The organism is Anaplasma platys (assembly GCF_012790675.1).
GTDB lineage: Bacteria > Pseudomonadota > Alphaproteobacteria > Rickettsiales > Anaplasmataceae > Anaplasma > Anaplasma platys.
In genome coordinates, this window is record NZ_CP046391.1 from 241,548 (window position 1) to 259,142 (window position 17,595).

The following is a 17,595-nucleotide window of genomic DNA, read 5'->3' on the forward strand; positions in this document are numbered from 1 at the left end:
TGATTGATAGCTTGTGTTATACTAAAAGTAGGGCGCCACGAGCGCAGCTCTTATAACACTACCGTACGCCTGTGTGCTACTTTATTTAGGATCTAGCAGAACGATTAATAGACACGTCCACCTACAACTCCGATTATGTGATCTACAGTATCGCTATTTCCCAGAGGCAGCAAACATTGGCGGATTTTTATGTCATGACCGCTAGTAGAGGTTCTTTCTGTTTCCTCTATCCAGGGCCTCTGGTTTTCTACCACGGACTCTAAATAATCAAAAAGGCTCTCTACAACTTGGGGGAAGAAAACCACTAAGTTTACAGATTCAGAATAGTATCTGAAGTCTGATGCATAGAGCTTTATAGCTTCAGTTCCGGCATATGTACACTTGAACCTATTATCCTCATCATCTGAGTTCCTAACCTCGAGTAAGAAGCAGCATGGCCATATTCTAATGAGCTCTTCAGGGTCTACTTCCTCCTTGGAAGGGAAACTTCTACCGTTGCGCAACTGATCCCAATACGAGCATAGAATGTTTATGGCTCTTCTTTCGGACATATATTCTGACATTTACTACTCGCAACCTGTACTACTGCAACGATCGTACTTTATATCAGAAATATTTATTTTTTCTTACTGAAATAAATGTGCCGCTATGTAATTTTAGCACGTTCATCTACTAGGAATTTTGCCCGGATAGGAGCGGTTTTCATACATATGTATGCTTAAAATATAATATTTTTTTCTAAAATTCCTAACCACTTGGCATATATGTAGGGCACACGATGTGCAGTCTTGGTGACATATATTCCACACACTTATGCGTGTTATCAATCATGAATATAAACGCGTAGAAACTTTTTTGGTTGGTCACGCTGTGGTTTGTGCAACCGAGTTCATTTTCATTTTTGGCCGTGAGGTTTATAGTAGCGTAGTAGCAAGACGAGTAGGAGATGTAGCCTGCGATGCATACTCCAATCGTGATCGACGCTCATGGTGCTACACTGCGGTTAATGGGTATGTAATGATAGTGGCAGCCATTTATCATCCGAGGCATGGCCTCTGGGGGCAGATTTTATTCGGTCTTTTGCGATATGTGATTTTACTTGGCCAGACCGTACAAGAAATAAGGTCGTTTTTGTATTTATCTTTGCTGGTGAACAACACGGCACCATGAGCAAAAACCCGCTACCGAAGCCATTCCCGGTTAATCTCGCGCACAGACCTATTTATACTTTCCCTTGCGGCACTCTTTGATATGTCTTAGAGGGTCAACAGACTTGCCGTTATGTTTCATGGCAAAACAGAAGAAATGTCCCTTTTGGTTTTGGACATGACCTGAAACAGTGCTAGTAGTGCCAAGTGCGCCTCCTACAAAAACTGTATCGCCAATTTTGACGCTGATCTCATCCAGGTGATGATACATAGTTATAGTGTACTTGTCGTGCTCCAGGATCACCATATTTCCGTAGTCCTGCAGGCCTTTTCCTATATACAAGACCTTTCCACCAGAAGAAGCAACAGCCTGGGTAGGGACATCAACAACTATCGCGGCGCCGTCTCCACAATTAGCTCCAGCTGTACTGGTGAAACGTTGTGATGCAAGAACTTCGCTGTCTAGTGGCATCTCAAAGTCACACCTAACGTGCTCTTTTGCGAGACTAGGAGTGTCGGTGGAATAAATATCCCCCACTATAACCTTACCTTGTCTAGTTTTTGAGCCCGCCGTAGCTGGGCCACCACGGTCTCTTACCACACGATACCTGGGATCTGCTTCCTTTGTCCCGTAAAACTCCTCACCCCGCAGTAAAACAGGAGCGGGATTCTGCGTTAAACAACCGGCCAAAAGCAACAAACACGCTGCAAATCCTACTGTCCGCACATTTGTCTGTTTCTTACTCTGCAACTCATATATCATAATGTAGTAAGAGACTTTTGTTAATGACTATTTCAGTATGGTAGAGAGTAAATGTTAGTAGAAGACCTGTGTTATAGATTTCTAAAGGTTACGGAACTTGCAGCGTTTGAGGCTTACCAGTTTGCAGGTAGGGCCGATGAAAAGGGTGCGGACAAAGCTGCTGTAAACGCAGTGCGTTCGGCACTAAATGCGATGGACATAGACGGAAGGGTAGTCATAGGTGAAGGGGAGCGCGATAAAGCTCCAATGTTGTATTGTGGCGAGAAAGTTGGCAAGGGGGGAATCTCCCTGGATATAGCTGTGGATCCTCTGGAAGGTACCACCACCTGCGCGTCATACAAAGATGGCGCGATGTCTGTGATAGCAGTTGCCGAAAGAGATAGTCTTTTGCAGGCTCCTGACGTTTATATGGACAAGATAGCGGTCGGTCCCGGCCTTCCATTAGGCGTTATATCGCTGCAGAATGATTTGAAGACTAATATGGGCAATCTAGCAGATGCCAGGGAGTGTGATGTATCTGATCTTGTGGCTGTCGTGCTGAAGAGAGAAAGACATGATTCTCTAATAGGTGAGTTACGTGCGTTGGGAGCGCGTATTAGGTTGATAGATGATGGAGACATAGGCGCCGTTATCTCCATGATTAGGGGTGAAAGTGACATATGTCTTGGAATAGGAGGAGCTCCTGAAGGTGTGCTTTCCGCGGTGGCACTCGCTGCAGTGGGTGGGCAGATTTATGGAAAATTGGTTTTAAATACGCCCGAACTGCGTTCTAGAGCTGCCGAATGTGGAATAGAGGATTGTGACAAATCTTACTCAGTTGCGGACATGGTAAGAGGTGACGCATTTTTCGTAGCGACTGGGATCACTGATAGCACCTTGCTCGGTGGCATTAGGTTTGATGATAATAGTTGGGAAACCGACTCGATAATCTTTGCTCCTGGAGGTGCAGTAATGCAGGTGAGGCACGCACATCAACTGTGATTTAGACTAGATGGGACCGAGAGTTGTTTGATACGTAAGGCTTGTGCATGCACAAGGTGACAGTTGAGGTGCATTCTGTCCTGTGTTGTTTGTGATGAGCACAATGCGCCAGCTCGCTGCAAAACCCCTCTTGTTTGCTAGACAAGCGAATCTTTATATGTATCAGTGGGTGATGTCCGTTGGCGGCAGTAACAGTTCTGGTTGAGCAGTTCAAACATTCTGATATGATGTCATTGATAGTTCACGGTAATGCGGTAGTTCTTCTTAGTCACTTTCCGACACTTTGCAAGGTGCAATTTTGTTGGCTAACTGTCCCCAAAGGGTACCGCTGTTGTTGGAAGCTTAAAGACAACATGACCCCATGCAGGATGTTTTGTGTGCCTTTGTTACTCGAATGAGGACGGTGAACTGCCGCCCGGAAGGGAAAGTTGTTTACTTGTGGTATACTCATATATTGCTGTTTTTTGTATCCTTGTGACGTGTTGTGTGGCCGATGATAGGTTGCGGCAGTGTGGCTTAATAAGTTCAGTAACGGGGGCTTTTGCAGATACGCGATGAAAAGCATGTTGCATGAGATTCCCGGGAGCTCCGTAGTTCACTGGTGGTAGACTACAGACCATTGTTACGGTGTTATTTTAAATGCCTTATCGAGACCTGTGTCCGCGTGATGCACTTATGCCAATTAAAGCTGCATTAGCGAGGCTCAATGAGTTTTAGTGGCCAGTTTGCATCTGGGTTATAGTTTTGGACGATCTGCAATGGAAAGCTGTTACAATTTCCGGGAGTTTTGTAGTGCACTAGTAGTGTTGCTACAGACTGTCGTTATGGTGTTGGGGCTACTTTAATGTCTTCTCAGAACCTATTCTGTGACGCTTTGAGTAGCCAATGGGGACTGCGGTAGTGTACACAATGAGTTTTGGTAGCTGGTGCGGCACATGCATGGGGCTGTCGTACTACTGGTAGCGGTAGGCCTGCTGTCATAGTTATAAGTCTGCTTTGTTTTTGACGGGGTGTCATCACGTTGGCATACGCATTGTGCATTTACGGTCCATTCGGGGAGGATTACCTTCCCGCTCAGGGGACACTGAACTTTTTCCCATCAGTCTGAAGACTTATGTTGGCAACGCAAGTGTATTAGGATATTAGCTATGGCAGCGGGTGTCATACCGGGAATCCTTCTTGCAGCACCTATGGAAAAAGGTCTGGTAAACTGGAGCTTTTCCTGCAATTCCCTAGAGAGACCATAGACGTTTGCGTACTCTATGTCCACGGGTATAGATAAGTGTTCCTCTTCTAGGAAGGATTTTATGTCTGCTTCCTGCCTCTTGAGGTAAGGAGCATACTTGCCTTCAATCTCGACCATCGCCAACGCTGTGTTACTAAACTTTTGTAGAGACGGCCAAATTTTTAGCAATCCAGACATGCCAACGTTCGGGTAACTAAGTAAGTCGTACGCGCTCTTGAGCTCGCCATTTTGAGAAACTGTAATACCGAACTCTGCGAGCCTGTTAGGTGTCGTGTTTATTCCTTTTAGTACATTGGCCAGAGAAGTCATCTCATCTTTTTTCCGTGAGTACGCCTGGAAGCGCCCTTTGGAGACCAGAGAGCAACAATACCCAAACTCAGTTAAGCGCATATCGGCGTTGTCAGAACGCAGCGACAATCTATACTCTGCCCTTGATGTGAACAGCCTATATGGTTCACTCGTTCCCAGAGTCACTAGATCATCGATCATGACACCAATGTATGCGTCACTGCGTTTTAGGATGATTGGCTGCTTATCCGATGACAATGACAGTGCAGCATTGGCCCCAGCTATCAACCCTTGCCCTGCAGCCTCTTCATATCCCGTGGTGCCGTTAATTTGCCCAGCGAAGAAGAGGCCCTCAATCTTTTTTGTTTCCAGGGTGTGGTACAGTTCTCGTGGATCAATGAAGTTGTACTCCACTGTGTATCCATGGCGAATCATCTCAGCATCGTGAAGTCCCACGATGCTGCGGATCATCTTGAGCTGTATATCCACCGGGCAAGAGGTAGATATGCCATTGGGGTAAACTAGATCAGAGTTTAATCCCTCTGGCTCCAAGAAAATTTGATGTCTCTCATGGTTGGGAAACCTACGTACCTTTTCTTCGATGGATGGGCAGTATCTTGGTGCCATCACATCTATCAGAGACTCGCAACGAGATCCTGCAAGGTGAATGTTGCTTCTAATTATTTCATGTGTTTTCTCATTTGTGTGTGTCACATAGCATGAGACCTGGGGTAGCGATATTGTTTCACTCATAAACGAAAAAGGCGTAGGGTAGACATCGCCCTTTTGTTCTGTAAGCTGCGTCCAGTCTATGCTGTTTTTATCCAGCCTTGGTGGCGTTCCAGTTTTTAGGCGCCCCAGTTGGAATCCATGTGCTGCAAGCGACTTTGGTAGCATTGTAGAAGGGCCTTCACCAATGCGCCCTGCAGGGAAGCTCTCACTGCCAACATGTATGGTGCCCCCCAAGAAAGTTCCGGTAGCCAAGACTAGCCTGGTAGTTTTTATACATGTACCGCTGGCAAGCAATACCGAGGAAATGCGAGGTTTTCCCTCATGTGAATCCACGGTGAAATCTATCACTTCGTCAGCGATTGCAGCGATATTGGGATAACTCAAAATAGCTTCCTGCATACAGGTTTTGTAAACATCGCGGTCAGCCTGAGCTCTTGGTCCCCAAACTGCTGGTCCCTTGCTTCTATTCAGGATCACGGAGTGGATGCTTGATTTGTCTATAACCTTACCCATCAAACCGTCAAGTGCGTCAACCTCCCTGACTACCACTCCCTTGGCTATGCCGCCAATTGCTGGATTGCAAGACATCTCACCGATAGACTCCAGCTTATGGGTAACAAGTAAAGTCTTCGCCCCAACTCGTGCAGCAGCCGCAGCGGCCTCACAGCCAGCATGGCCCCCTCCCACGACGACGACGTCATAATCCATATCTGACACTAGCTTGCACACCCGGGTTAACCTCCGTAAATGGTAAAAATTAATACGTGTAATGTCAAATAGTGCTAAACTTCATGTGTTTGTTGGGGATGCACATGAATGTAGTCGTTTTATCTGGATATGGCTTAAATTGCGAGGAAGAGACGCTTTTTGCTTTTCTCGAGGCCGGAAAGGGTGCCAAGACTACTGTGCGCGGTAGGGTGATGCATGTAAATGAGTTATTGGCGAATCCAAAGAAGCTTTTAGAATTCAACACCATGGCCATTCCTGGGGGTTTCTCATATGGTGATGACACGGGGGCGGGAAATGCGTATGCACTAAGACTGATTCATGGGCTGAAAGAACAAATAAAAGAGTTTATGGAGCGCGACACCCTGATATTGGGAGTATGTAACGGATGCCAAATCTTACTGCGTATGTTGATTCCCGACGTTGCCTTGGTAGCAAATAATGTGGGGCGCTATCAGTGCAGATGGGTGCGAGTTAAGACCACTTGTGGTTCCCCATGGCTAGAAGGAATAGATGAAATGTATATACCAATTGCTCATGGGGAGGGAAAGTTTTGCGCATCTGCTGAAGTATTGCAGCGCCTGCAAGATGATAACTGTATAGCTATGCGCTATGTTGGTCCCAACGGCAACTTTGCTGATGGAGCGTTCCCACACAATCCCAATGGTTCAATGTATGATATTGCGGCGTTGATCCATGCTAAGGGGCGTGCCCTCTTGGTGATGCCGCATCCGGAAAGGGCGTTGTTCCTAACGCAGAGATATGACTGGACTGAGGTTTTAGCGGAGGCGAAACGCAACGGTGTAGATGTAGGGCATTATGCTGATGGATATCGGATTTTTGCCAATGCTGTGCGCTACTTTGTGTAATACATACAGCATTATTAAGTCCTTTAAGGTGCTGCAATAGCATGGGATTTCACTGCTGTACTAACTTCAAATGGCATCGAATTCTCGCTATAACTCTCAATCGATTTTACAATAATCAGTTATGTCGTAAGTTGGTAAGCGCCCGAGCTTAATATCTGCAATCAACCGACTCTTTCAGAAGCGTATAACAACATTAGCGCGAAAGTGGCTGCCATGTAGCTGGTAAAATGTGTGTTGTTTGCGGTGGCTTCATTTTAAGTAACTAAGCGTGCAATAATACTTCTTGTTTTATGGATGAAAGTAAAGCGGCGCATGCCAATCTGAATTTTCAGTTCATACCATGCCCTGTGCACTTATGTGCAAGTCAATTGCCAGCCACTTCTGATGTGTTTTTGATTCAAACTTTCCACTCACCTCCAACTAGGTGACTGTATTCACAATACGTTGCCTCTTGTATCCTGTAACGCTCGCCGGCGTGTATGTTTTTGTGCTGCGTTGTTAGGTATTCGCTACGAGCGCTAATTCTGTCTAACAAGTTATTGGGGAACGCTGCATCACTATGATAATTGCAGAGCACAACACAACTGTCGCCGCGAATTTTTCAGCCATTGCACCACACTTTGTCTCATACATGTGGCATAGACAGCAAAGGCTTTGATCAAAAACTTATGAGCAAGAAATTTGGGCCACTGCTTCAAATCGAAACAATGGCCCATAGCTCAGCACCAGCTACACAACAGCATGCAATTTCAACTAGGAGAGTACTGTTATAGACGTAGCTCCATATATTAGCAGCCGCTTTCGCAATGATCTCGCACGAATTTGTTCAACAACATTACGCCAAATCCGGTAGCTCTCTTTGGAGTGATTCGGTTTCCATCATCGTTCCATGCAACGCCAGAGATATCCAGGTGAGCCCAGCGAACCTTATTTGCAAAGCGCTGGAGGAACTGCGCAGCAGTAATACTCTCAGCACCTTTCCACCTGTTGTTAGCGACGTTTTTCATGTCCGCAACTGTGGAGTCTATCATCCGTTCGTAATCATCTCCCATCGGCATACACCAGAGCCTTTCGTTAGTGGCAGCCCCTGAAGCTATAAGCTGATCGGCCAATAAATCGTCGTTAGCGAACAGACCCGCATACAGTCCTTCACCCAAAGACACTGTAATCTCTCCCGTCAATGTAGCAACATCGACCATAAATTTCGGAGAAAAGGTCTTTTGTGTGTACTACAGCGCATCGGCAGACAACAATCTTCCTTATCCAAAACTTCTATAGTCTGTTTTGACATCGAAGTTATGATATCGCCCGGACGCTGTGCATTTCCTCCGACGGCATTTTCTGCCAGGCCAACAACTCCCACCGCATTCACTGGAGCATTACGTGATGCAAGCGCCTTGATTAGCCAGCTACAGCAGCACCGGCCATAGCGTGAGTCATATTCCACATGCCGTAAGCAGGCTTGAGCGATAGACCTCCAGTGTCGAACGTATTCCTTTTCCGACAAAAGCAAGAGTATCCTTGCTACCAGTCTTTCCGTTCCATTTCATCACTACCATACAAGTCTTCTTGCTACTAGCTTGTCCGACAGACAGAAGCGCCCCCATTCTTTCAGCTCTCAGCTTTTCCTCGTGTAGTATTTCTACGTGGACACCAAGTGGCGAAAGCTCAGAACGAATCCGTTGAGCACATTCTTCAGGATAAAGAACATTGGCAGGCTCGGACACAAGCAAGCGAGTAAAGAATACAACATCACCTTCGGTCCTAAGCAGCTTGAAATCACTTTCTGCAGCAGAAACATTGCCCTGAACCGCAAGTGCAAGTTCTTCCACTTGTGTTCCACACGTGTCTTTGTTATGGCTTAAATACTTATTGAACTTAAAACTACGCAAAAGAGCATCGTATGCTACTCTTGCCTACTGCCCTTTGGGAGCAACAACTAAGCCCCCCAGTAGCTTCGATCTCCTCCAAGCGAGCATAGATCGCGCCAACTAGATCAGCAGCTTTATGGGCTCATAGTTTCAGACCTAGCTCCCAGTCCATACAGCAGCACTGTGCGACCCTCTGGGGTCACGATTGCGGGCATGGAGCCGGCGAACTTCCCAGTAAAAGACGAAGCCTCCTTTTCATTGATCACGACCTTGGCTTCATTGTCGCTGAGCACGCCGCCATCTTCCAATGATGTTTCATTTGTGTAAGCACCAACTACAAGCACAGACGCTTCTTGTAGAGCTGAAACACCTGGTGCCAACAAAAAACGAAGCGCCTAACTATGTCTATCTTTCCCCAATAATCAAAAATTGACACGGCGTGCCAAATTTGTTTGAAATCCGTATCAAGTGACCCCGCGGAGGGTTATGGTTAACGGTTATGACCAAGCTATGGTGGCTCCTTCCCCCTCGCGTCCTAGTTGGTTTAAGGCCATGGGTTTGATAGCATTTGTGAAATGTGTACGTGGAGGAGGGTATAACAGGAAAATGTTGGTGTGGACAGTAGTTCAAACACTGAAACCCCAGGGTTAATCTAGTCGCGGTGGCCCAGTCTTTTAGGCTTTGAGCGCCTATCCTGAGGGCTGCCAGAGGCGTGCTCGTCCCCAAGCTTTCCAGAATCACTGCGGTGAAGCTACATTTTATACTCGCTGCGAGTGCAAATTGTGCTGAACCCGTCCACATTCCCCCTGAGTACAATTTAGGGTTCTTCTTCCTATTATTATGCTAAATACTGACGCCAAGGTTCTTTCGTTAAACGGTAAATACTGTTGAGACTCCTTTCTAAGGATGTGGGGTAGACTGACCCTGAACAGAGAGTACACCAATAGCAGGAAACCCCGGCGCCAGTGCGCCCCAGAACAGAAGCCTCAATGTTTGAGTTGTTGTCGGAAACCATATAGATTTCCGACGTACCCGTGCTATTTACGTTGTTTAGCCACCGTAGGTTTTTTAGGAGTTTCGTGATACTGCTGCACAAACCTATTTAGCAACATCACTCCGAATCCCGATCCACGGACCTTAGTGGCTTTGTCAGATTCCATCCCAGCCATATCGATGTGGGCCCACGGAATGTTATCAACAAAGCGCGCTAAGAACTGAGCAGCCGTTATAGCTCCTCCTTCACGCGGTCCGAGGTTTTTCATGTCCGCGATGTGAGAATCTATAGTTCGATCGAAAACCTCGCCCATGGGCATGCGCCATACTTTTTCTCCAACAGCTGTCCCTGCGTCAGTAAGCTGACGAGAAAGCGTGTCGTCGTTTGAGAACAACCCCGCATACTCACAACCCAACGCAACCATATTTGCCCCAGTAAGCGTGGCTATATCTACTATAAGTTTGGGAGCGAATTTCTTTTGTGCGTACCACATTGAGTCCGCCAAGGTCAGCCTTCCTTCAGCGTCTGTGTTAACAATCTCGATCGTTTGACCAGACATGGAAGTCACAACATCGTCTGGACGATAAGCACCACCACCGACTGCATTTTCTACCAAGCCCACAACGCCAACAGCGTTGACTCGCGCATTGCGCACTGCTAAAGTTCTTAACAACCCTGCTACTGCCGCGGAACCAGCCATATCACCCTTCATACCTATCATGTACTGTTGTGGTTTGAGTGACAGCCCTCCGGTGTCGAAGGTGATTCCCTTTCCGACAAAGGCAAGCGTATCTTTAGATCTGGAATTACCATTCCACTCCATTACTACTAGGCGAGACTTCTTATCACTACCAGCGCCCACTCCTAGGAGGGCCCCCATTCCCTCGGCCTTCATTCTCTCTTCGTTCAATACCTCCACCTTCACTCCAAGCGGCTCAAGCTCAGCGCGAATTCGCCTGGCATACTCTTCGGGATGGAGAACGTTTGCAGGTTCAGATACCAGAGAACGAGCGAAAAACACAGACTCTCCTTCTGCTTTTAGGGAATCAAAGTCCCCTTCCACAGAAGTTACGTCACCTGAAACAGCAAGAGCAATCTCCTCTACTTTAGCAGCATGGGCATCCTTTTTTCTGCTGAAATACTTGTTGAACTTGTAACTTTTCAACATTGCGCCGTAGGCCAGCCTTGCCTCGATGTTTTGTGGCGCGATAACCATGGCCTTCGCAGCTTTTATTTTCTCTAAGTTAGAATAAATTGTCCCGCCCAGTTCCATTGCTTTAAGATCAGATAAATCAGACTCCTTACCTAGCCCCACCAGCAGTACAGTTTTTTCATCCGGAGTAATTATGATAGGCATCAAGCTAGCGAATTCTCCAGTGAACCCGTGAGCCTCTGTCGTCGCCAGAATTATTTCCACTTCTTGTTTTTGTCACGCCTCCATGCTCTAGTTGGTGGCTACCCTCGTAAATACCAACCACGAGCACTGCTGCCCTTAGAAAGGCGCTGATGCCTGAGGCTAAACTGAGAAATGAAATTCCTACCATTATCCTTTCCCCCCCCCCCTCATGAAGATTGACTCGGCATGCTAAATTTATTTGAAATTCATGTCAAGATGCTGCCGCGTGGAAGTTGCAGCTTAGCTTTTCTGGCTCAACAGGAACAGCTCGTCGTTCCCTTTTACACGCACTACTCTGTTTTCTACTATCTTTACCCTTCCAAGAGCAATGAGCCTCACAGCTTCTGGGTAGCATAGGTGTTCAACAGAAAGAATGCGGTGAGAAAGGGTTTCAACAGTGTCGTCGTTCAATACGGGGACTGCCGCCTGTAGGATGATGGGGCCACCATCAACTTCAGGACTGACATAATGCACGGTGCATCCTGCCACTTTTACTCCAGCATTGTACGCTTGCTCTTGTGCTTTTAGACCCTTGAACGATGGCAGAAGGGAGGGATGAATGTTTATGATTTTACCATGCCACTTGGTAACAAATTGTGCAGGCAACACACTCATAAATCCAGCGAGGCAGACCAGCTCGACCTTGTGCTGCTCTAATATTGAAGAAATTCCCTCTGTATCCAAAGGTTTTCGGTTAACAGTAAATGCAGGTACACTGTATTGGGACGCTATTGTAATACCGTGTGCATTAACTTTATTGGATATAACACACGCAATAGTAGCGGGATACTCGCTGTCAACACAGGCTCGGGCCAACGCCTCCAAGTTAGATCCACGACCTGAGATTAGGACACCAATTCTCAAAATGACCCCTTTCTAGTTATTGCGCGTGTCTTATGCCGTTGCGGTATCAGTAGCACCTTCGCAATGCAACTGAACGAACTTGTTTAACAACATAACACCGAAACCTGTAGCGCCTTTGGGAGAAATCTTAGACCCTGCGCTGTTCCAGGCCATCCCAGCTATATCAATGTGTGCCCAGGGAACGTTGTTCACAAAGCGCTGCAAAAACTGAGCGGCAGTGATACTGTCAGCACCGCGGTTATCTGTCGCTATGTTTTTCATGTCAGCAACGGGTGAGTCAATCATCTTGTCATACGCATTACCCATGGGCATGCGCCACAGCTTTTCGTTGGTGACCTTGCCGGAAGCTAAAAGCTGCTCGGACAATTTGTCGTCGTTGGAGAACAATCCAGCATATTCCCCCTCTCCCAAGGCAACAACTATTGCGCCTGTCAATGTTGCTAGATCTACCATGTACTTTGGTGAAAACGTTTTCTGTGTGTACCACAAGGCATCTGCTAGCAACAACCTGCCTTCCGCATCAGTATTCAAAACCTCTATTGTTTGCCCAGACATTGATGTAACAATATCTCCCGGCCGCTGTGCATTGCCACCTAGAGCATTTTCCACCAGTCCCACCACTCCTACGGCATTTACAGGTGCGTTTCTTGCAGCCAAAGCTCTCATCAGCCCTGCAACGGCAGCAGAACCTGCCATGTCATATTTCATGTCCCACATGCCTTTGGATGGCTTTAAAGAAACACCTCCTGTGTCAAATGTTACTCCCTTACCGACAAAGGCGAGGGTATCCTTGGATTTAGTGTCACCGTCCCACCTCATCACCACTAAGCATGACTTTTTGCTACTCCCTTGGCCAACGCCCAAAAGTGCCATCATACCAGCAGACCGCATTTGCTCTTCGTTGAGTATCTCCACCTTTGCTCCAAGTGGGGTAAGCTCGTCCCGGATGCGGTGTGCATACTCTTCGGGGTAGAGAACGTTTGCAGGTTCGGATACAAGCGATCTGGTGAAGAACACAGACTCGCCTTCAGTTTTTAGAAGCTCGAAATCACTTTTCACTGCAGCTAAATCACCAGCGACTGCCAGTGTTATTTCTTCTACTTTTGCCTCATGCTCGCTCTTTTTACTTTTGAAGTATTTGTTGAAATTAAAACTACCAAGCATGGCACCATATGCCAGTCGTGACTCAATGCCTTGAGGAGGGATGATAACAGCCTTTGCTGCTTTAATTTCCTCCAAACGAGCATAAATAGCGCCACCTAGTTCCATCGCCTTATTATGGTCAGATATAGTGTCTGATTTCTCTCCGAGCCCCATCAGCAACACGGTCCTGCTTTCCGAAGCCAGGATTACCGGCATCGAACTAGCAAACTCGCCGGTAAACAACGACGCCTCCTTAGCTGCTAGCACTGCTTTCGCTTCTTGTGAGTGCAGCACGCCTCCATCTTCGAGTGTGTTCCCGCCCTTAAAGACACCGACCACAAGTACTGCTGTCTTTGGTAAAGCAGAAACACCTGAAGCCAAGCCAAAAAACGAAATGCTCGCCATAAAACCACCATTAGCAAAGTATGGCTGCCATTCTAGCTTCATTCGATGGTCATATCAAGCTGGTAGTGCACTAGGGTTGCGGCGCAGCAAGGTCTCTCTGTTTTAGTTAATGCTGGAAAATGATGTTTTTCGCATTTCAGGAAGACGGGTTTACTGTTCTGTGTATTTTCCAGAATTGTACAATACAATGGGTCTAAGTTTCAGGGGCACAGGCGGGTAGCGATATGAGACTCATTTTCTCCCGTGTGTGGTGCTTCTTGTTGGCAAAAGTTTATCAAATAGTTATATAGGAAATTACATGGGTTTTCCTGCATCGGGCTTTGTTTTGCCCAGAGATGGAGGCTGTGCTAGACGTTCGTTGCTGCATGTCAGAGGGTAGGAGATTGAAAAGGTTCTTTTTAAGAAGTGTGTGGTTAACAACGATGATTGTTTGTCTACAGAATTTCCTTGTGGTTCGTGCATGGGCTGTAGACCCGGTTATAGTGAACTGCATTGAAACTCCCGGCATAGAAGCTGATAGCGAAAATTATAAGCCTACTGTTTTCAATCTCACTAATGACCTTACTAGACGCGTTGGTAGCGCTGTTGTCGCTGAGGGAGAGGTGGTGTATCTTGTTGGAAGGGTTACGGATTCACTATGCAGACCGGTGTCTAATGTTAACGTTTTCGTGTGGCAGGCTGATTCCAAAGGTAAATATAGCAAGGATGAAGGCTTTGACCGGAGGTTTAACGGGTCGGGTAAAGTTACGACCGATAACCTGGGAAATTACGGTTTTATAACCATAGTTCCTGGAGGGCATTTTGGGGGGTCTCCAAGAGTACATTTCCTTGTGAAGCACCCAGAGCTTCCTGACTTTCAGACGGAAATGTTTTTCGAAGGAAAGGGCAGTGAAGGGCACTCGAGTTTGAGTCGGATTCCGGGATCCATGAGGAAGCTGCTTACGGCGCGGCTTATTGGAGAGGAAGGTGGGGTTAAAATATATGAGTTTAATCTCACATTTCCGGGAAAAGATGACGTGATGCATGAGTGGTGAAATTGGCCATCAAGGTTGCGTACATTACCTATGCGGTTTTTACTTTCTGAACTTTAAGGGGCAAGAGTCAATTGACAGTACCTGCTGTTAGTAGTACACTACGAGCGTGTGTGTGGTCTGTTGCTATGGTGATGGGTGTAGGGATTTGCTGGGGGAGTTGTACTCAAGAGTCGTCTGAGGTCTCCACGGAGGGGTTAGATGGCGCCTTCTAGAGGAGTGGTAACCCGTGGTTACTCAGCGTTTTCGTGGTATTTAAGGGTTTCTATGGCCCTTGCAGTTTTAGCTATAGCTCCGCTGATAATGTTGTACTTGGCGTTTGGTGCGCTGCTAGGGGCGGTACACCGCAGTTCTCAGCGTGTGCGTGGCGTCAGTAGCGTCAAGAGCGGTTGTGTCTTTAAAGGACCTTTTTGCAGCCTTTTGGGACACAACGCGGCTCAGTTTTTTGCTTACTGGCATGTATTTGCCAGTAACGTGGTGTTTTTTACGCTACTTACCGCTGCTGTACTGAAAATCGCGAGCCCAGCCATGACAGTATCGGCAGCATTTAAAGCAGCGGCGTTGGCTTCTCTAGGTCCAGCATGTGTTCTGTGTGTCATGTCTGTGGCGTATTACAGTTTTTCCAGGTTTTTTCGGTCCAGTAGCCGGCTCTTGATGGAATACTGTACGAGGCTGCAAGTGCATGATCACGAGGTTGGGCGTGATGGATTTAAAGACTCGGTTCTGGATTTGATGCTTCGGGACCAGGTTGAGGGCTATTCTAGCATGTCATCCCTATCCAGGCATGATAAACAGCTGTTGTTCGGTGTTCCTACGACGTTGGTTGCCATTTGTTGCTATGAGTATGACCTATGTACGGGGCAAGAGCGAGAAGTACGTGATGTCACGGAGCAGTGCAGAGATCGCTTTGGTGGGTGATCTTCCGGATCTTGTGAGGGGATTTGGATTTTTAGCGCCTAACCACCGTGCGCCTAGGGGCTCTTTGGTTTACATGGGAAAAATAAGGCTCTATAGTGTTACAAGCCATGCTTCGCTAGACTGCGGTCAGGGTGGAGGAGCTCTGGTTTGTGCTTGTCTGTGGGGTTCGGGCTCTTATGTGAGCCAAAAATTGGGGGTTAATGAGGAGACTGCTGCAAGTTCCGGTTGTATAGACGCGCTCTGATGTTAGGAGATTGTTAGTTGTTATTGGTATCATGAGATACAGCAGGCTGGCGAGTTTTCAGCTTGTGAATGTTGCAGGACTTTCCTAGTTTCGTTATGCTGGCAGCTCGTGAAAACTTGAACGGAAGCGAAGAAGTTGCAGCCTCTGTTGAGCATGAGGCAAGGAGGGGGCCTGTTGTTCGCGCTGTAGGCGATGAGAAGGAGTATGACTTAAAAAACCGAATTTTTATCTGCTACATTCTCTGTACTTCTATATTGTGTGCGGTACCATTGGTACCCTACCTTGTGTCCAAGGAGCTATACAAGAGAGGGCGAAGGACAGGTGCGGCAATCAGCATGGAGGTATTCATGCTGTCGCATTGTATGTTGACCTTCAGCTTGGTATTCATCAAAGTCTTGCACTTTTTGAATAAGACATATGGCAACTTTCTCAGTGGCTTTTTTATAACAAACCGGGACTTGGCTATCCTGGCTCTTGGAGTCATGTGTGCGTTTCCTGTGTTATGTTTTGTATTGGCCATTAGGTACTCGATAGTATACGACATGGTCAAGACTCGGAACTACAGCGTGGTGGAGGCGCTTCTTTCTCGCAGTTATCTGAGCGATGTCTCCCGCGGCATTCCAGCTCTGGTTTGTTATACCGGGCGTAGTGGTCCTCTACTTATACGAGAGAACGGCAGAAAACGGAAGCGCTACGGGGCTGACATATTTTTCGATGTTTATATATATAGCACTTCGTATCTTCTAGTATTGCCGTCGTGTCTTGCGCTTCTTTGTGATTTTTTCCAGAGAAAGAAAAAAAGAACCGCCATGGCTGTGACAAGGGTGTTAGCAGTCTCTGCGCACATGTTATTGACCAATGTGCTTGTAGTGAGTGCTGTCACCTATGTCTTAGAGAAATTTTATAAGCACATAGTTTTCGTGAAGCTCCATGCAGATAGCGCGAGCATTGCGCTGCTGAATGGTATAATTGTTTCGTCCTTGATACTAGCCGTAGCAGTTGTGTATTGCTACTGGGAGATAGGGGCAAAAGAATACGGGCATCCGGAAGAGATCTCGGATGATGTGGCACGTTCTGTGCTCAAGTTTGGCATTCTTACTGTCTGCGTGAATTGCGTATGCTCACTGTTTCGCGACAGGGCGGAGCTTTCAGGTAGGGGGTTTAAATACGGGAAGAAGAGATTTGTACATGAACTAGTACGACGCATAACGGATGCTTTATTCATTGTCCCTGCACTGTTTTGGCAGCTCTCTAATGTGTTCCGTAATAGTAACCGTAAGATGTTAGCCGCTGTAGCAAATAGAGCGTGTCTCTATACCGAGATTTTCTTGGGCAATCTGCTGATTTTTTCCTTGGGGCTGTACGCTGTTGCACAAATTCCTGCGATGAGTATTCTTCTCCCCTTAACAGCGTTCCAGACCTGTATTTTCCTCGGGTCCATTATTACATCTGTTGTTGTTTTCGGTGCTATAGCGCGGGATTTATACGGGGTGCGTACTGCAATGTCCAAGGACGAGAGATGGGAAGATGTTGTTTGGCTCAACGAGCAATTGAGCAACACCGTATCAAATTTTGGAGTATTAAATCTGATTGCTGCTGGCTTATTGTCAATCAGAGCCAATAGAAGGAGAGCTCCGGATTATGTGCAAGATGGAGAAGTGTCTCCCGTTATCAATGAGATGGAGCAACCAGCCAGGGTTGTTGTGCGTGAAAACGAAGTTGACAGCTATTCAGCCGGTGAGGAGGTTTGGGATCGCGATGACGACAAAGCGCCACTTATATGCTGATGTAACTTGTTGCAGGCTTCTATTCTATTATATAAAGAAAAGGTCATGGCCTTTCCGTGAAGTTATTTCTCGGTTAGGATATGATCGTTGTGCGTGATGGCGGTGTAAGGGCAATAGTAGCTCTGTGATGCCATGGTATATTGGAATACCGCGGGCGTTTTAGAGAAAAGAGGTGTGCTTTTTTCTGGA

13 protein-coding genes and 2 pseudogenes are annotated in these 17,595 nt (G+C 46.9%); 6 read left to right on the plus strand and 9 right to left on the minus strand.

The annotated features are described in order from the left end of the window. Positions 1–104: 104 nt before the first annotated feature. Positions 105–563, minus strand: a complete 459-nt coding sequence (locus tag ANPL_RS00975) for a PAS domain-containing protein (protein ID WP_169192950.1) — start codon at positions 561–563, stop codon at positions 105–107. A gap of 307 nt (positions 564–870) precedes the next feature. On the opposite strand from ANPL_RS00975, the gene ANPL_RS00980 reads away from it, so the two are divergent. After that, positions 871–1,170: a hypothetical protein gene (locus ANPL_RS00980; protein ID WP_169192952.1), complete on the plus strand. Its 300-nt coding sequence runs from the start codon at positions 871–873 to the stop codon at positions 1,168–1,170. A 48-nt stretch (positions 1,171–1,218) separates the two neighbouring features. On the opposite strand, the gene ANPL_RS00985 is transcribed toward ANPL_RS00980, so the two are convergent. Further along, positions 1,219–1,911: a M23 family metallopeptidase gene (locus ANPL_RS00985; RefSeq protein ID WP_169192954.1), complete on the minus strand. Its 693-nt coding sequence runs from the start codon at positions 1,909–1,911 to the stop codon at positions 1,219–1,221. 51 nt (positions 1,912–1,962) lie between these two features. Here ANPL_RS00985 and glpX point away from each other — a divergent pair, with 51 nt between their 5' ends. After that, a complete protein-coding gene (gene glpX, locus ANPL_RS00990) occupies positions 1,963–2,892 on the plus strand; it encodes a class II fructose-bisphosphatase (RefSeq protein ID WP_169192956.1) in 930 nt (309 codons plus the stop codon). Between the two features lie 1,099 nt (positions 2,893–3,991). Here glpX and mnmG read toward each other — a convergent pair. Then, on the minus strand, positions 3,992–5,866 hold the full coding sequence (gene mnmG / locus ANPL_RS00995) for a tRNA uridine-5-carboxymethylaminomethyl(34) synthesis enzyme MnmG (RefSeq protein WP_169192957.1): 1,875 nt from the start codon (positions 5,864–5,866) through the stop codon (positions 3,992–3,994). Between the two features lie 104 nt (positions 5,867–5,970). On the opposite strand from mnmG, the gene ANPL_RS01000 reads away from it, so the two are divergent. Continuing rightward, a complete protein-coding gene (locus ANPL_RS01000; protein WP_169192959.1) occupies positions 5,971–6,753 on the plus strand; it encodes a phosphoribosylformylglycinamidine synthase subunit PurQ in 783 nt (260 codons plus the stop codon). Between the two features lie 788 nt (positions 6,754–7,541). On the opposite strand, the gene ANPL_RS04800 is transcribed toward ANPL_RS01000, so the two are convergent. The 6 genes and pseudogenes from ANPL_RS04800 to ANPL_RS01035 all read right to left on the minus strand — a co-directional run bounded on the left by ANPL_RS04800 (position 7,542) and on the right by ANPL_RS01035 (position 13,426). Next, positions 7,542–7,952: a hypothetical protein gene (locus tag ANPL_RS04800; protein WP_169192960.1), complete on the minus strand. Its 411-nt coding sequence runs from the start codon at positions 7,950–7,952 to the stop codon at positions 7,542–7,544. Next, positions 7,931–8,585: pseudogene (locus ANPL_RS04850) on the minus strand (hypothetical protein). Before ANPL_RS04850 ends, ANPL_RS04800 begins: the two are co-directional and overlap by 22 nt. Before the next feature lie 173 nt (positions 8,586–8,758). After that, the gene (locus ANPL_RS01020; protein WP_169192963.1) at positions 8,759–8,968 is read right to left on the minus strand and encodes a hypothetical protein; all 210 of its coding nucleotides are present in this window, start codon (positions 8,966–8,968) and stop codon (positions 8,759–8,761) included. Positions 8,969–9,661: 693 nt separating this feature from the next. After that, positions 9,662–11,162, minus strand: a pseudogene (locus tag ANPL_RS01025) (leucyl aminopeptidase). Positions 11,163–11,254: 92 nt separating this feature from the next. Next, positions 11,255–11,878, minus strand: a complete 624-nt coding sequence (purN, locus tag ANPL_RS01030; protein WP_236822857.1) for a phosphoribosylglycinamide formyltransferase — start codon at positions 11,876–11,878, stop codon at positions 11,255–11,257. Positions 11,879–11,908: 30 nt separating this feature from the next. Continuing rightward, entirely contained in the window at positions 11,909–13,426 is a 1,518-nt protein-coding gene (locus tag ANPL_RS01035; RefSeq protein WP_169192964.1) for a leucyl aminopeptidase, read from the minus strand. A gap of 422 nt (positions 13,427–13,848) precedes the next feature. Here ANPL_RS01035 and ANPL_RS01040 point away from each other — a divergent pair, with 422 nt between their 5' ends. From ANPL_RS01040 to ANPL_RS01050, 3 genes are all read left to right on the plus strand, one after another. Next, positions 13,849–14,460: a dioxygenase family protein gene (locus ANPL_RS01040; protein ID WP_236822858.1), complete on the plus strand. Its 612-nt coding sequence runs from the start codon at positions 13,849–13,851 to the stop codon at positions 14,458–14,460. A gap of 198 nt (positions 14,461–14,658) precedes the next feature. After that, positions 14,659–15,375: a hypothetical protein gene (locus ANPL_RS01045; protein WP_169192966.1), complete on the plus strand. Its 717-nt coding sequence runs from the start codon at positions 14,659–14,661 to the stop codon at positions 15,373–15,375. 339 nt (positions 15,376–15,714) lie between these two features. After that, positions 15,715–17,406 carry a hypothetical protein gene (locus tag ANPL_RS01050; RefSeq protein ID WP_169192967.1) on the plus strand — a complete coding sequence of 564 codons (1,692 nt, stop codon included), beginning with the start codon at positions 15,715–15,717 and terminating at the stop codon, positions 17,404–17,406. Positions 17,407–17,595 lie beyond the last annotated feature (189 nt).